We start from the raw sequence: 19,193 nt of genomic DNA on the forward strand, positions 1-19,193 counted from the left end.
CACGTTTTCAAGAACGAATAATCTTCACGAAATGCTTGTCAATATTTCATCGATTCCCAAAGGCGAAACCCTATTCGCTGTGGAATCGATGCAAAGGTAAGGAGGAAAAATGAAATAGCAAGAGTTTTAAGAAAAAAAATTTGCGTTCTTATCCGAAAGGCGGGGATTGGAGTACGAAAGGGCAGGGTTTGGAGGATGAAACTGTTTTTCTTCCTTTCACTTCACATACCCCACTTTCGGGCGAGGCAGGTTCCTTTTCCCGGCTTGTAATTCCGCCAGGGTTTGGTTGATCAGCTCCAGCTGCATCCGCGTGTCCTCGTTGATGTCGTTATAATCAGCAAACGCTTCCTCGACGTATGCTTTCAGCTCCCTGACTTCTTTTTGAAGTTCAGCGACTTTATCCGTTGGAGGCGTAGCAACCATTTGGCGGATAGCAACAAATGCACGCATAATATGGATATTTATTTCTATCGCGACCTCACTGTTAAGAACCGAGGAAAGCATCGCAACTCCTTGTTCTGTAAAAGCAAATGGCATGTAACGTGTACCACCTCTTGCATTTGAGGTCACAAATTGTGACCTCAAACAGTCAAATTCTTCCCGCGTCAATTCAAACATAAAATCAGAAGGAAAACGCTTTAAATTACGTTTTACAGCTTGTTTCAGCACTTTCGTTTCTATACAATACATTTCAGCCAAATCGCGGTCCAACATGACCCTCTGGCCTCTAATCTCGTATATCTTGCTTTGGATGAGTTGCAGGTTACTATTCATAGCCAAGTCTGTTTTTATTATTAATACTTGTACAAAGGTACGAACTTATTTTTATATACATCATTTTTTCAAAACTTATCTTTCACCAAGTGGCTAATCTTCTGTTATTCATTGAGAAACTGCGAATAGTCTCTTTCTTTCACACTACATCATCTCGCCTTTTGCATGATTGGGTGAACGTGGTGTCCAAGATGAGACGATTCACAGGATCTCATTCAGCATAAGCATTATAGAAGAAATATAAAAGATATGTTTGGAAATTACTATGATATATATGGCAGGATTTATGCCTATCCTTTTCCCATTTCATAGTCATAATCATTTCCATTTATAACTATAATTGCCGGAAATCACGGCGTGAATTCCGGCAACTATAACTATGTTTCAGATGGGTTTCAATGTAATTGGATTTCCATCCGTCCAGCACAGGGCGATGCTTCAAGCGTCTGGCAATAATTACCCCACGCGATTTCGGGATAATCCCAACGATCGTTGATGTAAAGAATCACTTGCCCGTCGCTACGGGTGTCCATCCGGCAAGCCAATGTAGCAGCAGGTGAACAAACACTAAGCGCACCGGCATGTCCCGTTGCCGTCAAGGTATAATAATAGATATGCTCTTTCATGCTCTTGGCACGTTGGGTCAGCGGACGAGAACAGTTCGCACCCGCATCCGCCCAATAATAATAATTGTGCGTATCGTCTGCCCAAGGTTGCGTCGGGCGTTGTCCATAAGCAGCTTGCTGAGATTGGAAAAGCGGTGCATCACCTTCGTTTCCGGCCATGGCATCGGCAGGATAACAACTCCACATGCCACGACGTTTCCACTTCAGGTGATCGATGGCATCGGAAAGATGGAAAGCGATTCCCGTCTCGCGGAGATACCCATTCGGTTCCCCTTCCGTTTTATAATTAATAGACAAACGGCCATCTTGGGTAATGAGGAATTCCATATCCAACTGGATATCCTGATAAGTACCCACCAGCGATACCTCTACCCGCCCTTCCTTTTGCGTATAATTCAAGGAAGACTTCTTCCAATCGGTTTCTGAGGTGATGATGCGGTCGGCCATCTTGCGAACTTCGGCACCCGAAAGATGATTCAGGTTGATGAAAAGGTTCAAGAAGGGTCCCTTTTCAATAAACACTTGTCCATCGGACGTGGCCCGTTCAATCAAACCCGTCTCCTTCGAGAAAGGAATCTCGAAACGATTACCCCGGACGATGATATGCTCCGGTGTCTCCTCTACCGTCAAGGAGACAGAAGCATCCCGGCGAGCAGGCATTTGTACCTGCTGTTCGCCCAAAGCCACGCGCTCTGAATCAATCAGCTCACCTTTCGAGGTATAGAAGTGAATATCCACCGCTGTACCCGCCTTCCAGTCCTCGGCCGGAATGACCAGCAAACCTTTGTGATGCGGCGATACGGCTGGCATGACGGCCTCTTTTTCTATATCATTATATATATAGCGCACTTGTATCTCGCGAAGATTCGTATGGTCGAATCGATTATAGACCGGTAACAGAAGACGTTCGCCCACACCCATGTCCGGTATTGACGTTTCCAACAAGCGGACAGGTGAGTAGGCTTTCTTGGTAGCCCAAAACTCCGGTTTCTCCCGACGCCAGACATCGACAATGCCCCATTCGCCATAGCCCACACACTCGCCCCGGAAACCTTCTGGCTTTGCGGTATGGGCAAATTCCTTCCAGAAGGCATCGCCTACTTTAGGCTTCGGTATCTGGAATGTTTCGTCTACATATCCCCAGATAGCACCACCCAATCCGCCTCGCGCGTCGAAGAGTCCGCTCCACATTTTCTCGATAGAATGTCCCCAGAACTCGCGGATGCCCGGATCGTGCTGCAAAGTTTCGTAGGTATAGCAGGCCGGATGCGCCCATTCGTCGAAAAGGGCCGGAATACCTTCGCCCTGAAAGCCACGCACCGAGCGGTTCCATTGGTCGAGATTGCCGTTATAATCTTGATAGTGCATACTGAGGATGTCATAAATCGGCTCACGGTCGCCCACCGAACCCGGATAGCTGAAGATAACCGGACGTGTCTTGTCCGTCGCTTTCACCCAGTCCCACGAAGCCTGAAAGTTCTTTCCATAGACACTTTCATTGCCGATCGACCAGAATAGAACCGAAGCGTGCGAACGATGAGACTTTACCATCTCCTGCAATTGTCCCATATAGCGTGGCGTGAAGAGCGTACTGTCCTGCGTCCTTCCCGGCGCGTAATTCTTTTGCCGGTAGGTATCCACGAAACAGGCAGCGGTCTCACATTCTACGTATATACCCATGCGGTCACAATATTTCAGAAAAGCTTCCGAGGGCGGATAGTGCGAGGTACGCACAAAATTCATATTGGCTCTCTTGAAGAGAAGCACATCGAGGCTATCCAGCTCTGCGGTTGTGGTACGGCCCAGGGTTGGATGAATATCATGACGGCAAGCGCCGCGCAACTTGACCGGCATGCCATTCACCAGCATTTGGTCGCCTTTTATCTCTACTTCACGGAAACCTATTTCGCGTGTAAAGCGCCCCACTTCTGTCTCTTCTTTTAGAAGGCATACGGACAAGCGATACAGGTTCGGATGCTCGGCGTCCCATTTTAAGGGAGCAGATACGGATAAGTCGTGCTGGTTTGTACCACTTTTTACGGTATATTTCGTTTGGGTCAATGGATATTCTTTTCCGTCTGGAGTCATCAACGTATATACGGCCTCCATTTCCTCTTCGGATTGAAAGAGAACGCGCAATGTAGCATCGCGGTAATGGCTGTCTAAATCCGTCTCGGTATGGAAATCATAGATAAATGCTTGGGGCAAGGCAAAGAGCGTGACATCTCGCAAGATACCTCCGATGGGATGATGTGCATATCCGGAAGCATAAGAGACTTCATCCAAGCGGTCTTCTACTTCCAGTTGTATTTCATTGGATTTTCCCGGGCGGACGAAAGGAGTCACGTCTGTTTCCCAGCGTGTAAATCCGCCGTGATGTTCCCGTACATATTGGCCATTGACAAATAACTTGGCATGGCTGTATACGCCATCGAAGCGCAAGATGATTTTTTTGTTTGAGAAATCTTTCGGAAGGGCGAATTTCTTCCGATAAAAGAAGGGCTGGTCGTGACGAATGGCATAACCTTGCATGACGGCTTCGCCGGGTACTTTTATCTTATCCCATGAGCTTTTCTCGGAGTAACGGAAATCCCATGTCCCGTTCAGCAAGAGTGTACCTGAGTGGATGCCGGCTTGCGATGCAGGTATTATGTATGTTCTTATGTCGCTGCTCGTCTCTTCTGCAGCGAATGTCGTGCAGGCGAAGCTGAAAAGCATTCCCGCCAGTTGTATAATCCTTTTTACTTTCATGATAGCTATTTCTAATTATTTTTTAAAATGACTGGGCACGGTTCCGACATGTCCCTTGAATATGCGGGCGAATTGTTGCGGAGAACTGAATCCGCACTGAAAACAGACTTCCTTTAAACTTAGTTCGGTGTTCTTCATCAATTCGATGGCACGGTTTACACGCAGTTGGTTTACGTATTCGAGTGGCGCGATATGCAAGGAATCGACGAATAACTTCCGCAGATAACGTTCACTAATGCCTACGTTCTTAGCTACTTGGGAGACGCTAATTTCCTCGTCGACATGTGCGCGGATAAATGTAATGGCATGGCGAAGCGACTCGTTTGCTCCCATGGGTACATATATCTCATCTAAGTGGCGATAGATAAGCAACAACAATTCGGCATAATACATGACTACTAGATTCTGGTAATACTCCCGTTTCTCGTTTAATTCATTTATAATTCGCTGGATAACCCGCATCATACGTATATGATTGCAGATGCGGATAAGCCGGTTCTCGCGTGTAAAGACAGAAAATGAATCAAAACGGTCGTGCGAACCGAACATGGAGAAAATTTCCGGGAGGAATTCCAGTTGCAACAAGGTGGTACCTTGTGTTCCGGCTTCGAAAACATGCGGTACATTCGAGAGGATAATCATAATCTCGCCTTCGCGAAATAATACACTTTCGTCGTCGACCTGCAGAATACAGCTCCCTCGCTTTACATAATTGATTTCAATCCGTAGATGTGCGTGGGGTCCGTAGCTCTCCGAGGGATGGAAAGAAATCGTACGGAAAACCTCTGCCAACCGTGGATGTTCTAACTGCTTGGTCAGCTGTTCTAACTGCATAAAGAATGAATGTTTATCCTGTGCCTCCATGACGTGCTGTTTTTACGTTTATCGATTGAATTGAGCTAATGCTTCATAAAATGCGGCGATATTGGCTTCGGGTACAAGTGGCACGTCGCATCCTGTCGAAAGTACATAATTCTTCGCCGAAGCGGTTTGCTCCAAGAGTTGGGTTGTTTGCTGAAATACCACTTCGGGGGTGGCTTGTTTCAGGATGCCAACTGGGTCGATATTTCCCATGATGAGCCGATCTGTCGGGCAATCACGTAGCGCGTCAGTCATTGGGATGGCATTCCCGAAGTGCAGGGCTGCCGCGCCGCTGTCTACCATCGCTTGCGTACATTGTCCCCTGTTTCCGCAGTTGTGGAGGATGACTGTAAAGGTATCGTCCTGTACCGCGTCTATGATTTGTCGTACATACTGCGTTGAGAAGGCTTGGCAATCTTCTTCGGAAAGTAATCCTGCGGCTGGTTCGGCCATAATCACACCGGTTACGCCTGTCTGCTTGAGTTCATGGCAATATTTCAATAGGAAATCCGTGCATTTCTGGAGTAAAAGTCCTATCGTATCGGGCTCGATGTAAATCGCCACCATGATTTCAGACATATCATACAAGCGACCGGCTAATGAAAAAGGTCCGATGCATCCCGCCAAGACGGGACGGTCTGTAAACCGTTGTGCAGCCAGTCTGTTTGCTTTCAGGTACTCGGGTACGCGCCCTGCTGTCAAGTCCGGTACGCGCAACTGCTGTGCATCGGCTTCGCTGGCAACTAAGCGACTTACCACATGAGGCAATTCGTCTGTTGCAAACTCGATTTTACTGCCAAAAGCCTCTGCTTCGACGGTTAAATCCATGATTACTGTACAGGCGGCCATATTGAATCGTTCAACGACTGCCTCGATAGCCCGGAAATGGGTCTCACCGTTTGTAACGGCATCTACGACATGCTTGCCGATGTATTCAATGCCAGGATGTGTCATAATCGGCATAGCCACCCGTTTATTTCCTTCTATTATTTGTTTAATCCAATCTATCATATTCCTATTTTTTAAAAATAAAACTTTTTCTCGAAAAAGAGAATGATTTGCAACGGCGGGAAAAACCATTTTCCCGTTCGGGAATGCCCTTTTCCCGAAAGAAATTCTTATTTTTCGTCTGGGAATATAGAATATACTGCGTAAATTCTTATTTCCCGTCTGGAAATATAGAATTTCCCGTGGGAAAAATCACTTTTCCACTTGGAAATACTCTTGCGACGGCGTCGCAAATATGTTTCCAACTTGGAAATGCCCTTGCGACGGCGTCGCAAATATGTTTCCAGCTCGGAAATGCTCTTGAGACGGCGTCGCAAATATGTTTCCAGCTCGGAAATGCTCTTGCGACGGCGTCGCAAATATGTTTCCAACTCGGAAATGCTCTTGCGATGGCGTCGCAAATATGTTTCCAGCTTGGAAATGCCCTTGCGACGGCGTCGCAAATATGTTTTCAGCTCGGAAATGCTCTTGCATCAGTGATGCAAATGTATTTCCACATCGGAAAGTGATTTGCATCAGCGGTGCAAGAAAGACGACTTAATAGAGATAACCCTTTATGAATAAATAGAGTTAGCTTCTATTCCTTCTCTTCTTTTTTACTTACGAAACTATTTAGGCGCTGATTCGGTTCAAGATTTCTACCAATTCTTGAGGTCCATCCGTATAGTAATCAGCCCCGATTTTCTGGGCAAACTCTTGTGTCACGGGTGCGCCACCGATAAATGTAACGATATGGGGAAATTCCTGCTTCAGGGCTGCATTAATTTGCTCCATATTGACCATCGTAGTGGTGAGGAGTGCCGACATACCAACGTAAGCACCGGGATGCGCCTTTACCGCATCGATGAATTGCTCGGTTTTCACGTCTACACCTAAGTCGATAACCTCATAACCATTGCCTTCTACCATCATCGCGACCAAGTTTTTGCCGATATCATGGAGGTCACCCTCTACCGTACCGATAATAAATTGTCCGCGCCGTTGAACGCTACCATCGTTGAAGAACTGCTTCAAATGTTTCATGGCGATACTCATGGCCTTGGCGCTCATCAAGACTTGCGGCACAAAAACTTGATTGTTCTTGAACTTGACGCCTATTTTTTCCATCCCTGCGATGAGTCCGCGGGTCAGAATGTCACTTGGAGCGATGCCTGCATCCAAGGCCTGCAATGTCAACTCCTCTGCACCATCCATTCCCTTCATCGTGGGAGGATAAGGAGTAGCTTTACTAATTTTGCCGACTTCTACGCATTCGGCGATACGCGCTAATAACTCTTCCATTACCAAAAAATATAATAGATACAACTTAAAATTCCGATAATACAAATGCTCAATACTTTAAATAGGGTTGTTGTGCGGAATAAGGTCTTGTCTATGACAATCGCCTTCTCCGATACCGGCGATTTCAGACCGAACAGCACCATCAACAATACACATAAGAGGAAAACATAGCCCATGCGGTCGAGGAAAGAGACTTCCGGCAGCGCGAGCATCATAATCAGCGAGAAAACAAAGGTTCCGATGGCGGCAGCAATCGCCCCCGCAGCGTTGGCATGCTTCCAGAAGAAGCCGACGAGGAAAATCGCCAAGGCGCCTGGACTTACAAAGCCGGTGAACTCCTGTATAAACTGGAAAGCTTGGTCTAAATTGCCCAATAAGGGAGCAAGCACCACCGCGATAACTAAACTCAATAAGCCACAAAGACGCCCGACACCCACCAACCGTTTCTCGGAGGCATCTTTTACGATGTATTCTTTGTAAATATCCATCGTAAAGATAGTGGAAATACTATTTACCATAGAGGCCAAAGAACTGACAATGGCTGCAACCAAGGCCGCAAATGCAATCCCCTTCACACCCGAAGGAATGAAATTGTGCATCAACCAGGGATAAGCCTGGTCCGGCTTTTCAAGAGGTGCCTGCATCGCAAACGCTACGATACCCGGAATAACCACAATCAGCGGCAGCAGAATCTTAAGCAATCCTGCAAATACCAATCCCAACTGAGCCTCCGGCAAACTCTTCGCTGCCAAAGCACGCTGGATGATGTATTGATTGCAACCAAAATAATAGAGTGCAGAGACCCACATACCTCCCAATATCACACCAATACCCGGTAGATATTTATAGTTGGGGTCCTCCTTCGAAAGAATCAAATCAAACTTCTCTGGCACTTCTGCCAACAGCTTTTCAAATCCGGCAAAAAACCCGCCGCCATCCGCGTAGGCATTCAATGCGACGAATGTAGTTAATAATCCACCTCCAATCAAGAATATTACCTGGATAAAGTCTGTGATGGCCACGGCCTTCAATCCTCCATAAATCGAATAAACCCCAGCGAAAACAGCCAATGCGATAATACTCCAGAACATATCGATCTCCATAATCTTGTTCAAAGCCAAAGCGCCTAAATAGAGAATGGATGTCAAATTGACGAAGATAAAAACCAACATCCAAAAGAAGGCCATGATTGTCTTTACCCTTTTATCGTAACGAATTTCCAAGAACTGTGGCATCGTATAGATATTTGCCCGAAGATAGATAGGCAAGAAAAAGACCGCGACGAAAATAAGTGACGCAGCTGCCACAAACTCATACGAGGCGATTCCCAATCCAATAGCAAAACCGGAACCGGACATGCCAATGAATTGCTCAGCCGAAATATTCGAAGCAATGATAGACGAACCGATAGCCCACCACGCCAATGATTTGCTCGCCAAGAAATAATCCTGCGAAGTTTTATCGGTTCCTTTATTGCGGCTCACGAAAAGCCCGACAAAAAGAATAAGAAAAGCGTATGCGATGAAGATCGCATAATCCAATACCGAAAAAGTACCCATGACACAACCTGTTTAGGGACGCATATCTTCGATACCGATAGTGTTCAGCAAGGCAAAGAAATTCTCTATCGGCGTATCCAGTTGTACATGATGCGTCGGGGCACAAATCCAACCGCCACCTTTACCAATGGAGTTCTTCAACCATTCATATTCCCGAGCAATATCCTCGGGCGTACCTTGCGGCAACGTAGATTGCACGGCAATTCCTCCGAAAAAGCAAAGCTGCTCTCCATATTTTTCGGCTAAAACTTCTGGGTCCATACACTCGGTTTGAATTGGATTGAGTACATCCAACCCTATCTCTATCAGATCAGGAATAATATCATAATTACATCCGTCCGTATGATAAGCCACCTTTACATTTGGATTTATATCTTTAATCGTACGGATAATATCTGCCATACGTGGTTTAAAATAGGTGCGCCACAACTCCGGGTCGATTAAAAGCGATGATTGTGCTCCCATATCATCTCCCAACCAAATCATATTGACGCCACGACGGACCAACTGGCAACAGGCCTCTTTATGATACCTCGCTGTTTCGTCTAGCAAATGATTCGCCAAATCCGGATTGAGATAGAAATCCATCATCAAGGTATCCAACCCACGCAATGCCCATGCAGATTCAAAAATCGTACAATGTACGCGCCCGATAATATAATATTCCGCCCCGAATTCCTTTACCAGACGTTCTGCATTACGATACAATTCCGGACGGGTAGGATCCGGCGCCTTATAGGCCATGGCAGCCTCATCGTCGTCCCGCAACGGATTGCGTGCAATGTTGGTATAATGTCCCTCTCCAAATGGAGTCTGATAGGGATCTATTTTCCATTCTACACCCCACTCGTCCGTATAAGGCTCCGGCTTCAAATAATAATTGGTAACCCAACCAGCCCCGACTTGCAAAGCATCTTGACCCGTGAGCCGTTCCAAATCATATCCATACCACTCGCGATGATGCGGTTCTGAAAACAGGGGAGGCAAATGAAACTCCTTGCGTAACCGGTCGGCAAATTCAGGTGTGAAAGTAGCCTGAAAGGGAGGACGGTCTGTCTCTTCGTGATTTAAAGCACGAATAACTCTTTCTTTGTGTGTCATCATATTAGTTGTTTTAGATGTTATTCTTTCTATGTTGCAAAGGTAAAGCTTGCCAGGCTCATTCTTTTTCCTTATATTTGCCGCTATCAATACAATATTTGCCGAAATATAAAAAATAGTCTAATAATGGAGCCTATCTCGATTGAAAAAGTAGAAAAATCAAGTTACTCTTCTTTCAAGGCCGTAAGATTCGAACATGCTTACTTCACGGCTCCGATGCACATTCATCCGGAATATGAATTGATTCTATTTGAAATGGGAACAGGCCATGCGTTTGTGGGCGACCGTGTCTATCAATTAGGTCCTGGTGATTTTTTGTTAATCGGAAGTAATCTGCCCCACTTATGGTTGAGTGCCGATAAATATTATGAACCCGGGACCCAGCTCAAGTCTGTTTCCGTATATGCCCAATTCTCGCCCCACATTTTTCCCTCTCAAGATTGGAATTTGGAAGAGTTTCATCCGATATGGCGTTTATTGGAGGAATCGCAAAATGGATTGGCTTTTTCAGGAACGAGTCTATCCTCCATTCAGGATAAATTCCGCCTTTTACCCTCTTTAATCGGTATGGAAAGGTTAGTTACGCTTTACGGCATCTTACAAGATTTATCGAATTGCCCCAAACGATACCTGGCCAGCCGAGATTACATCCAACAACAGGTCCATGAAAGCGACCTTATCGTCCAGCGAGCTAATTATTATATGAATACACATTACCAAGAAAATATTACCTTGGATGAAATAGCTGATTATGCAGGTATGAACCCCAGTGCCCTATGCCGCTATTATAAAAAACATACTGGTAAAAAATTATTTGAATATATCACCGAGATGCGTATTTCTTACGCCACGAAACTATTGGCTTACCGGCATAACCAGATTAGCGAAGTGGCGTATGATTGCGGATACAACAACATCTCCCATTTCAATCGTCAATTTAAGCGGATTGTCGGACAAACACCGAGTGAATACAGTAAATTCTTGAACCACATCCCCACCCAACAACATCTCTAAAAGAAGAGATGCGCGCAATAAGCATCTTGGAAATTCGGTACCGTCTCGAGTGCCAAGTGTTCCACGTGAGGAAAAAACGGAGAGGCCGTCAAGAATCGCTTGCATCCGGCCAACGCAGTATTGCCTGCTTGTACGATTTGTGACTCGGTTACATCTAGCAATAAACCTAAAGCCAATGCTTTCTGCATATTGGCATAATGTCCTAATCCGCCAGCCACGTATACATGCTCTATATCCTGAGGCGTGATGCCGATATGTTCCGCGAGGAGTTGGAATCCCGTTGCAATGGCGGCTTTGGCCAGTTGGAATTCCCGCACGTCTTGTTCCGTGAGGCGCACTTGTGGCGTCAACCACAATTTATCGCTGGGCTCCGTCAAAGCCCCGCCTTCATCTATTCGTCCGGTGGCACGAAAATAATGGATAGCATCTATCAGACCACTACCGCAAATACCTTTTGCCTCTCCACCGTCGATTACCTCTACGCTTCCATCGGCATGAACATGGGCAATCGCTCCAGACACAGCCCGCATCCCTTGAGCGATATGCACCCCTTCAAAAGCAGGTCCTGCCGCCGTAGAAGCGCAGACTATACGGGTCCGATTACCGATAACGATTTCTCCATTCGTGCCTAAATCCACCAGCGCTTGCCAAGCAGAAGACTCCTGCATCCCCACCTGATAAATGCCTGCCCCAATATCGCTTCCCACGAAATGGCTTATATTGGGAAAAAATTGAATGGTACAGCTTGAAGGTAAATCCCATGTCAATTCGGACGCCGTAAATGTACGCGCTTCGTTGTGCGAAGATTGGAAAGGGAAAACGGACAAAGGCTTCACGTCCAGCCCGCAGAATAGATGGTGCATCGCGCTATTGCCTACCAACGCAACCCTTCGAACGGACTCTTTATTTCCCTGTGTCGCCTGGCAAATCATTTCGCCTATCTGTTTTCGAATGGTCTGACAAAGTTGGGCTGCCTTCTCTTCCGATTCCAATGCATACGCGATACGGGAAATAATATCCGCACCATAAGCACTCTGCGCATTGAGACGGGTTTGCGTAGAAAGGATTTTTCCAGTAGGCAGGTCGATGCTTTGTACCACCAGCGTGGTCGAACCGACATCCACCGCTATCCCAATACCCGTTTCGGTCTCACTTCGGTATATCTGTTCGTCGGTCAATACCTGATTCTTCCCCCAAGGCAAACGCACCACAGCCGAAGCAGTCACCCGGCTCCTGCAAGCCAGCCGCCACCGCTCCGGGTCGGCCCCTTTCTTTGCCAGCAAGGCGCGATGCGCTTCATCCAGGCCGATTTCTCCTTCAAGCAGTTCTATCCGGCAATTGCCGCAAATCCCTTTTCCGCCGCAAGGCAATACCAAGCCTTCGTGGCGAAGCAATTCTGCAAAAGAAGTGCCCTCCGCCGCCTGAAGTGTCTTTCCACCCGGTTCGAGACGTATCGTATAGTTCTTTTCCATATCTTTCTTTTTAAATAAACCTACCCGGCAGGCCAAACGTTCCTTTCCGGTTTTATTTTTACATTATTTTACTTACAAAGTGACAAGAGACGGCGTCTCTTGCTACTTCTCGAACTTTTTGAGGCTGGAGACGCCGTCTCTTATCACTTCCCGAACTTTTTGGGGCTGGAGACGCCGTCTCTTGCTACTTCCTGAACTTTTTGAGGCTAGAAACGCCGTCTCTTGTCACTTCCCGAACTTTTTGAGGCTAGAGACGCCGTCTCTTGTCACTTCCTGAACTTTTTGAAGCTGGAGACGCCGTCTCTTGCTACTTTGTGGACCTAACCAAGTCTCATTTTCCGATAACCGCAATCTTTTCGTCCGCAATAAGCGCATCCTGATTCGGGATAGGCTATTTTACCTCCGGCAGCCAGCAATCCGCTGACCGACTTGAATGGCCGCATGACGTGGGAGGCTGTCAGTTCCACATCTATCATCCCCGCATCTACCGTGGCAAAAAGCGCGGATTGGTCCGTGATACCCCATCCGCAACAGCCCGGACTTACGACGAAAGAGAGGTTACCCAGTCCCTGCTCTTCCGTAAGATAACGACGGAAAGCCGCCACCGTTTTGTCCAAAGCCCGATTTGCCAAACTATCGCATACATAACCTTTGACGAACTCGCCCGCTTGTTGGTAACGCCGATACAAGTCATGTACGCCCTGTCCCAACGTGTATACCACCGAAAAAAGGCATTGGCATCCATCCAACAAATGCACCAACTTCCGCCCAATGCGCAACCCATGCCCCTCCAAATAAACCGCATCATCCGTAAATACCGGATGTTCATACCGGACATATGCCAAGCGCGGAACCAAACAAGCGTGCAAATCCGCCATCACCTCCTCTGCTTCTGTTTCCCAATAAGGCAGGTATTCTGAAGGGAAAAGGGAGGAATCCACAGACTCCTCCGCAAACGAAAAACGAGGCTCGTATACGCAAGTCGGCATATCTTCCTATTTAGATGGGATACATTGCAATTGAATTTCCCCGCTTATCGTATCGCCCTTCTTCAACGGTTTCCGATAAGGTTCGTAATAACTGGAGAGGAATAACTCATCTCCCGGCGTCGCGAAATCAGCCACCAGGAATTGAATTCGGTCTCCATCCAACCACGAACGCCAATGCTGCGTGCCGTCTGAAGGCACCACAATCCGTCCGTTCTCCTCGCTACGAAGCCCAGCATACCAGATATTTCGGCGTGTAGCTCGGAAATCATTGCTTCCTAACTGGTTAAAATCGTAACTCCACGGCCAGGAAGGTTGCATACGCGGATCTATCTCTTTCGGAAGTCCGTTATAAAACAACTTGGCTTCGCCTACCGGACGGCTAATATGATCACTGGGATAAACACTCCATAAACCTTCTCGACGCCAGAAAGCCGTGTCAAAGAGAGTAGGCGCTTCAAACACCAATCCCCATTGCCTTGGATTGACATCCTGTAAAGCTTTGAATGTATACGTCACCGCTATCGCTCCACTGGCATTGATCGACAAAGTATAAGAACCTGTAAACTCTAGATAAGAGCCTTTCACCTTAATTTCTATATCCTCTCCACGAGAAGCAGCTTTGACCGATTTACAGTTCCACTTCGAACACAGCTCGTTGAATGGAGGCGTATCTGCATTATGGTTCGGATAACAACCACCCCCCGTCAAAGGCAAAGCCATCAAATAAGGTCCGCCGACGAGCATCTCTTTGCCTTTCCTTTGCAGGGAAACGATTCGTCCGTCTTTCCGACTTATCTTGCAAGTAAAATCCGTACCGGAAATCAAGTAACTATCCTCCGTCTCCTGAAATGTCGTCTTCTGTTTCGCTAACGGTTGGATTCTATTCTGTACTTGCTCACCTACTGGTATACGATAAGTATCTACGTTAAAACCACGGGGGTCGATAATATCCAACAGGAGTTCGTTGGTAGCCTTCGGATTGTCAACCACGATTGAAAACAAAGTACTATCACCTGGTTGACAATCGACATCCGCTACTCCCGTTTCATCGCCATAGCGCCAATTTATCTTCAGTTCATTCAAATTGGAGAACAAATAGCGATTCTCTACAGCAATAAGAAATTCGTTCGCAGGAGACAAAGATTTGGTATGTATCTTTACTGGGCTGTATACTTTCTTCATATCCCAATATTCAGGTTTCGGACGCCGCCAGCCATCGATAGGGCCCCAAGCACCATACCCCACAGCCTGCCCATCAGGAAGCTGGAAAATATCATCGATACCGGACCAAATTGATCCTCCAAGGACACCAGGCGTATGGTACATATTTTCCCACGTAGGTGCTAAAGCTAACGCCCAATCACTGCGAATACCTGGGTCGGTAACCAATTCGCTGCGGTTATAAACATTCAAATGGCAATATTCTCCGTAGGTCATCGGACGGTCGCTCTTGGCAGCCACTTTATATCCGTCGGGACCAGGGTAATGTATGTTCGCTATCGGAGCCGTACTGCCTTGGTTGTTGAATCCTCCATACGCCTGGTCATGGAAAGCATGCGGGCGCGTCGGGTCTGCCTTTTCCACATAAACCTGGACCTGTGCAAAACCTTTATTCCAATACGACTCGTTCGCCATAGACCAAAATAATATTGAAGGATGATTCCGGTAGAAATGGATCGTCTCCATGTTTGCCTGTAATATATAAGGATAATATTTCGGGTCTTTATAATCGAGATGTTTCCAATTCTCGTTGGCATGATGTCCTACCCAACATACAGGTGCCTCCAATTCTACAAACATCCCTAATTCATCACATGCTTCTATCAACTCTTCACAAGGGGGATAATGAGATGTGCGTATGAAATTACAATTGGCCTCACGGTAAAGCGCTACATCACGCCGAGCAAGCTCTGGCGTAATGACACGTCCGCCCAAAGGATGCATTTCGTGCCGGCACACGCCGTGTAGTTTAACGGGCGTACCATTTACTAACAATCGGTTTCCTGAAACTTCCACTTCTCGGAAGCCAAAACGGCGAGAAACGATTTCCTTAGTCTGGTCACTTTCATTTAACGCCATCTTTAATGTATATAGGTGGGGATGTTCGCAATCCCATTTGCGAGGCGACGAGACTTTCCCCGTCACCCAGCCGCTCCAACTTTCTCCAGGTGCAATGGTCGGCAATGTTTGATGAATATCCGTAGACAAGCCGTCAATATTTAATTGCAAGGAAATGTCGGTGCGAGGCTGGGAACTTCGGTTTTCGACAGTCGCATACACCTTCAATTCTGCATCCTTATATTGCGCATCTAAATCCGTCACGATACGCATGTCTGAAATATACACATCGGGTAAAGCTACCAAAGTCACCTTGCGGGTAATACCTCCCAGTTGATGAGCTGCATACTGCGTGAGACTACCTAACATATCCGCTTGCGACTCGCTGCGTACACTGACAGATAACCTATTCTCTCCCAACAGTAGCGCCTTTGTGATGTCCAATTCAAATGCAGTCATACCTCCCGCATGCGTTCCCACTTGTTTACCATTAAGATAGACGATAGCCTCACTTGAAACGCCATCGAAACGTAATCGTATCTGTTTATCCTTCCAATCCGCGGGCAATGTAAAATAGGTTTGATAACCTGCCCAGCCCGCAGAATCGACTTTAAATCCTTGCATAGCCCATTCTCCTGGAACTACAATCGGCTTCCAGTCTGCACGGTTATCCCTCTGATAGAAGTCCGCGTCCGGTTGCTCATGGAAAAGCCAGGTTCCGTTGAGAGAAAGTACTGGCTGATATACATCCTTCACTTGTGCCGGGCGAGGAGCATAAACCGGTAGGAAATCCTCGACACAAACAGAGGTATCTAAATCGGCTGTTTCGCGAAACATCAAATCCATTCGTTCCTCTCCTAAGACAGGAAGAGGATTCTGCGTATTGACACGTTTCTCTTGTGCGGCAACTTCTCCTACGGCACATAGACAGCTCAGGGCCATACCCAGTAGCCATTTGTTCCTTGTTACAATGATTCGTTTCATGGTTTTTATCCTATTTATATACTACGCCAAAAGTACACATAATCTGGCTTCCTGCCTCCCCGCTTCCAGACTAATTCGCCTTTAAAATAGGAACACGCTGCGGCAAGAATGCGCAAAAAAGGAACTCAACCTTTCTTTTGCTTTTTATATTGCATCGGAGAAACACCCATTACCTGTTTAAACAGCCGGGTGAAATAATAAGGATCGTCAATCCCTATCTTGTAGCATATCTGGTTTACCCGCATAGGTGAGAAGTCTAACAACTCACAAGCACGCTGTATTTTCAATTGATTAAAATAGGTAATAGGTGAATAACCGGTATCATGTTTGAAACGCATCGAGAAATAGGAAACCGAGTAGCCTAATCTACGAGCTATTTCTTCTAACGGCATTCGCTTCTCGATGTTCTCTTTCATAAAGTGAATGGCCGCCGAAACCATGTCGTCTACCTCCTCGCCTGGAACCATCCTATAGGCGGCGGCACGATAGGATTGCAAGTAGGTCAATGTCCCTAAGAAATGGTAAAACGCCGTACAAGCATAGAGCAAGTTCTCGCGACTATAGCCCATTTCCAATACGTGGAAGATTTCTTCAAAAAGCGCGATGCGATCGTGAATGCGTGAATGAGCCGTCGGTTTGACGTCACGCGGCGTCATAGCTGTATCCATAAAGCACGAGGCTATCTTCCCCTTGAAATGTACCCAATAAATTGTCCAGGGATTATGCTCGTCGGAGCCATAAGCATGAGGTACATGCGGAGGCAAGATGAAATATTGGTTTTCGTGTACTTCGTATGTCACATCTCCTATGCGATACCACCCAGCGCCGCTGACGCAATAGATAAATACATACTGACTGATAGGTTCGTTTCGCTCTCGATAGTGATGCAAGGCATGAGGGTAATATCCAATGTCTGTAATGTACAAAACAGAGGCCAATGGATGTATTTCCATCTCTTGCACACTGTAAATGGGAATCACGATTGCCCGTTCGCCTTCAAAGCCATCTTTCTGTCGTATCATGGTCATGTCGATTTTTATGCAAAGGTACGCATAGAAATCGTAAAATTCTCCATGTTCATGTCCTTTTTATCCATTTTCTTTTCCAAATAAATCGGCTTACTTTGCACACAGAATTAGAAAAGCACAAAAAATATGAATCAAACAAGCATTTATCTCTGGTTAATCTGCCTGGTTTCGGCGATGGGCGGATTGTTGTTCGGCTATGACTGGGTAGTAGTCGGAGGCGCGAAAATATTCTATGAACCTTTTTTCCAAATTGAAACGGACGCGGCTATGAGGGGTTGGGCCATGAGCAGTGCGCTGGTGGGCTGTCTGGTAGGGGCCTTGTTGTCGGGAGCTTGGAGCGACCGGTATGGGCGTCGGCGGATGCTTATCGTGGCGGCTTGGCTCTTTGTTATCTCTGCCATCGGCACAGGCGCGGTGGATAGTTTCTTTTGGTTCATTGTATATCGTATTGTGGGTGGCTTTGGTATCGGGATTGCTTCGAATGTGTCACCTGTTTATATTGCGGAGGTTTCTCCTGCGCACGTTAGAGGAAAGTTTGTGTCGATTAACCAGCTTACCATTGTCTTGGGTATTTTGTTTGCCCAAATTGCCAATTGGCTGATAGGTGAGCATTTTACGAATGGCAGTTCCACGCTTACGTCGCACAGTATCGAATGGGCTTGGCGATGGATGATTTGGGCGGAGACAGTCCCGGCGGCACTTTTCTTGCTTCTGGCGTTCTTCATACCGGAAAGTCCGCGTTGGCTTCTTGTCCAACATAGACAGGAGCGTGCCGAAATGATATTAAAGTGGATAGGCGGACCTGCGTATGCAGCAGAGACGATTGATAGCATTCGTCAACTCATGGCACAGAAGCAAGAGACGGTGGGATGGCTTGCGTTGCGCGGGCGTCGTTTTCGCAAGGTGTTGCTCATCGGTATTGTCTTGGCAGTCTTTCAACAATGGTGTGGCATTAATGTCATATTCAATTATGCGCATGAAATCTTCTCGGCGGCGGGCTATGCGGTCTCGGATATTTTAATGAATATTGTGGTGACGGGCATCACAAATGTGGTGTTTACCTTGGTGGCAATCTATACGGTCGACCGCTGGGGGCGTCGGGCTTTGCTTTTTGTCGGTTCCATAGGTCTGGCAATTATCTACATCGTATTGGGGACGTGTTATCAGGCTGGAGCGAGCGGTATCTTTATGTTACTCTTGATTGTCTTGGCAATTGCATGTTATGCAATGTCGTTGGCTCCTATCGTGTGGGTGGTGCTCTCCGAGATTTTCCCGGTGCGGATTCGCGGGATGGCCATGGCGTTGTCCACTTTCTTCCTCTGGGTTGCCAGCTTTGTATTGACTTATACATTCCCTATTTTAAATGATGCCATCGGCGCGGCAGGTATCTTTTGGATATATGGAGGCATCTGTCTTGCCGGGTTCCTTTTCATTTGGAAACAGCTTCCGGAGACGAAAGGCAAGACGTTGGAAGAATTGGAACGCACTTTAACCGGGGAAAAGTAAGAGCGTCTAAACCGTTTAGATTGTTTCCTGGATTTTCAGGAGAACGTCTAAACCGTTTAGATTGCTTCCTGGATTTTCAGGAGACTTTCTAAACCGTTTAGATTGCTTCCTGAATTTTCAGGAGACTTTCTAAACCGTTTAGATTGCTTCCTGAATTTTCAGGAGACTTTCTAAACCGTTT

At 46.7% G+C, this 19,193-nt stretch carries 13 protein-coding genes; 2 read left to right on the top strand and 11 right to left on the bottom strand.

What is annotated here, in order from left to right; translation table 11 throughout:
• Window positions 1–216: 216 nt before the first annotated feature.
• The 7 genes from B5F77_RS10540 to B5F77_RS10575 all read right to left on the bottom strand — a co-directional run bounded on the left by B5F77_RS10540 (window position 217) and on the right by B5F77_RS10575 (window position 9,964).
• Entirely contained in the window at window positions 217–774 is a 558-nt protein-coding gene (locus B5F77_RS10540) for an ORF6N domain-containing protein (protein ID WP_087330553.1), read from the bottom strand.
• Between the two features lie 395 nt (window positions 775–1,169).
• Window positions 1,170–4,151 carry a glycoside hydrolase family 2 TIM barrel-domain containing protein gene (locus B5F77_RS10545; protein ID WP_087330555.1) on the bottom strand — a complete coding sequence of 994 codons (2,982 nt, stop codon included), beginning with the start codon at window positions 4,149–4,151 and terminating at the stop codon, window positions 1,170–1,172.
• Between the two features lie 15 nt (window positions 4,152–4,166).
• Window positions 4,167–4,985, bottom strand: coding sequence for an AraC family transcriptional regulator (locus B5F77_RS10550; protein WP_239446282.1), 819 nt, complete (start codon window positions 4,983–4,985; stop codon window positions 4,167–4,169).
• A 48-nt stretch (window positions 4,986–5,033) separates the two neighbouring features.
• Window positions 5,034–6,023, bottom strand: coding sequence for a uroporphyrinogen decarboxylase family protein (locus B5F77_RS10555; protein WP_087330559.1), 990 nt, complete (start codon window positions 6,021–6,023; stop codon window positions 5,034–5,036).
• A 609-nt stretch (window positions 6,024–6,632) separates the two neighbouring features.
• Window positions 6,633–7,301 (bottom strand): corrinoid protein, encoded by a 669-nt coding sequence (locus B5F77_RS10565; protein WP_087330563.1) that lies wholly within the window; start codon window positions 7,299–7,301, stop codon window positions 6,633–6,635.
• Window positions 7,301–8,860, bottom strand: a complete 1,560-nt coding sequence (locus tag B5F77_RS10570) for a sodium/sugar symporter (protein ID WP_087330565.1) — start codon at window positions 8,858–8,860, stop codon at window positions 7,301–7,303. The genes B5F77_RS10565 and B5F77_RS10570 overlap by 1 nt, the downstream gene beginning before the upstream one ends.
• 12 nt (window positions 8,861–8,872) lie before the next feature.
• Window positions 8,873–9,964 (bottom strand): uroporphyrinogen decarboxylase family protein, encoded by a 1,092-nt coding sequence (locus tag B5F77_RS10575; RefSeq protein WP_087330567.1) that lies wholly within the window; start codon window positions 9,962–9,964, stop codon window positions 8,873–8,875.
• 123 nt (window positions 9,965–10,087) lie between these two features.
• Between B5F77_RS10575 and B5F77_RS10580 the strand changes: the two genes are divergently transcribed.
• Window positions 10,088–10,975: an AraC family transcriptional regulator gene (locus B5F77_RS10580; RefSeq protein ID WP_087330568.1), complete on the top strand. Its 888-nt coding sequence runs from the start codon at window positions 10,088–10,090 to the stop codon at window positions 10,973–10,975.
• On the opposite strand, the gene B5F77_RS10585 is transcribed toward B5F77_RS10580, so the two are convergent.
• From B5F77_RS10585 to B5F77_RS10600, 4 genes are all read right to left on the bottom strand, one after another.
• A complete protein-coding gene (locus tag B5F77_RS10585; protein ID WP_087330570.1) occupies window positions 10,972–12,447 on the bottom strand; it encodes an ASKHA domain-containing protein in 1,476 nt (491 codons plus the stop codon). The two genes, B5F77_RS10580 and B5F77_RS10585, sit on opposite strands and share 4 nt — an antisense overlap.
• 320 nt (window positions 12,448–12,767) lie before the next feature.
• Window positions 12,768–13,436 (bottom strand): hypothetical protein, encoded by a 669-nt coding sequence (locus B5F77_RS10590; protein WP_087330573.1) that lies wholly within the window; start codon window positions 13,434–13,436, stop codon window positions 12,768–12,770.
• A 6-nt stretch (window positions 13,437–13,442) separates the two neighbouring features.
• The gene (locus B5F77_RS10595; protein ID WP_087330574.1) at window positions 13,443–16,478 is read right to left on the bottom strand and encodes a glycoside hydrolase family 2 TIM barrel-domain containing protein; all 3,036 of its coding nucleotides are present in this window, start codon (window positions 16,476–16,478) and stop codon (window positions 13,443–13,445) included.
• Between the two features lie 125 nt (window positions 16,479–16,603).
• A complete protein-coding gene (locus B5F77_RS10600) occupies window positions 16,604–17,500 on the bottom strand; it encodes an AraC family transcriptional regulator (RefSeq protein WP_087330581.1) in 897 nt (298 codons plus the stop codon).
• A gap of 132 nt (window positions 17,501–17,632) precedes the next feature.
• Between B5F77_RS10600 and B5F77_RS10605 the strand changes: the two genes are divergently transcribed.
• Entirely contained in the window at window positions 17,633–19,012 is a 1,380-nt protein-coding gene (locus B5F77_RS10605; RefSeq protein WP_087330577.1) for a sugar porter family MFS transporter, read from the top strand.
• The last annotated feature ends 181 nt before the right edge of the window (window positions 19,013–19,193 follow it).

The organism is Parabacteroides sp. An277 (assembly GCF_002159645.1).
Lineage (GTDB): Bacteria > Bacteroidota > Bacteroidia > Bacteroidales > Tannerellaceae > Parabacteroides.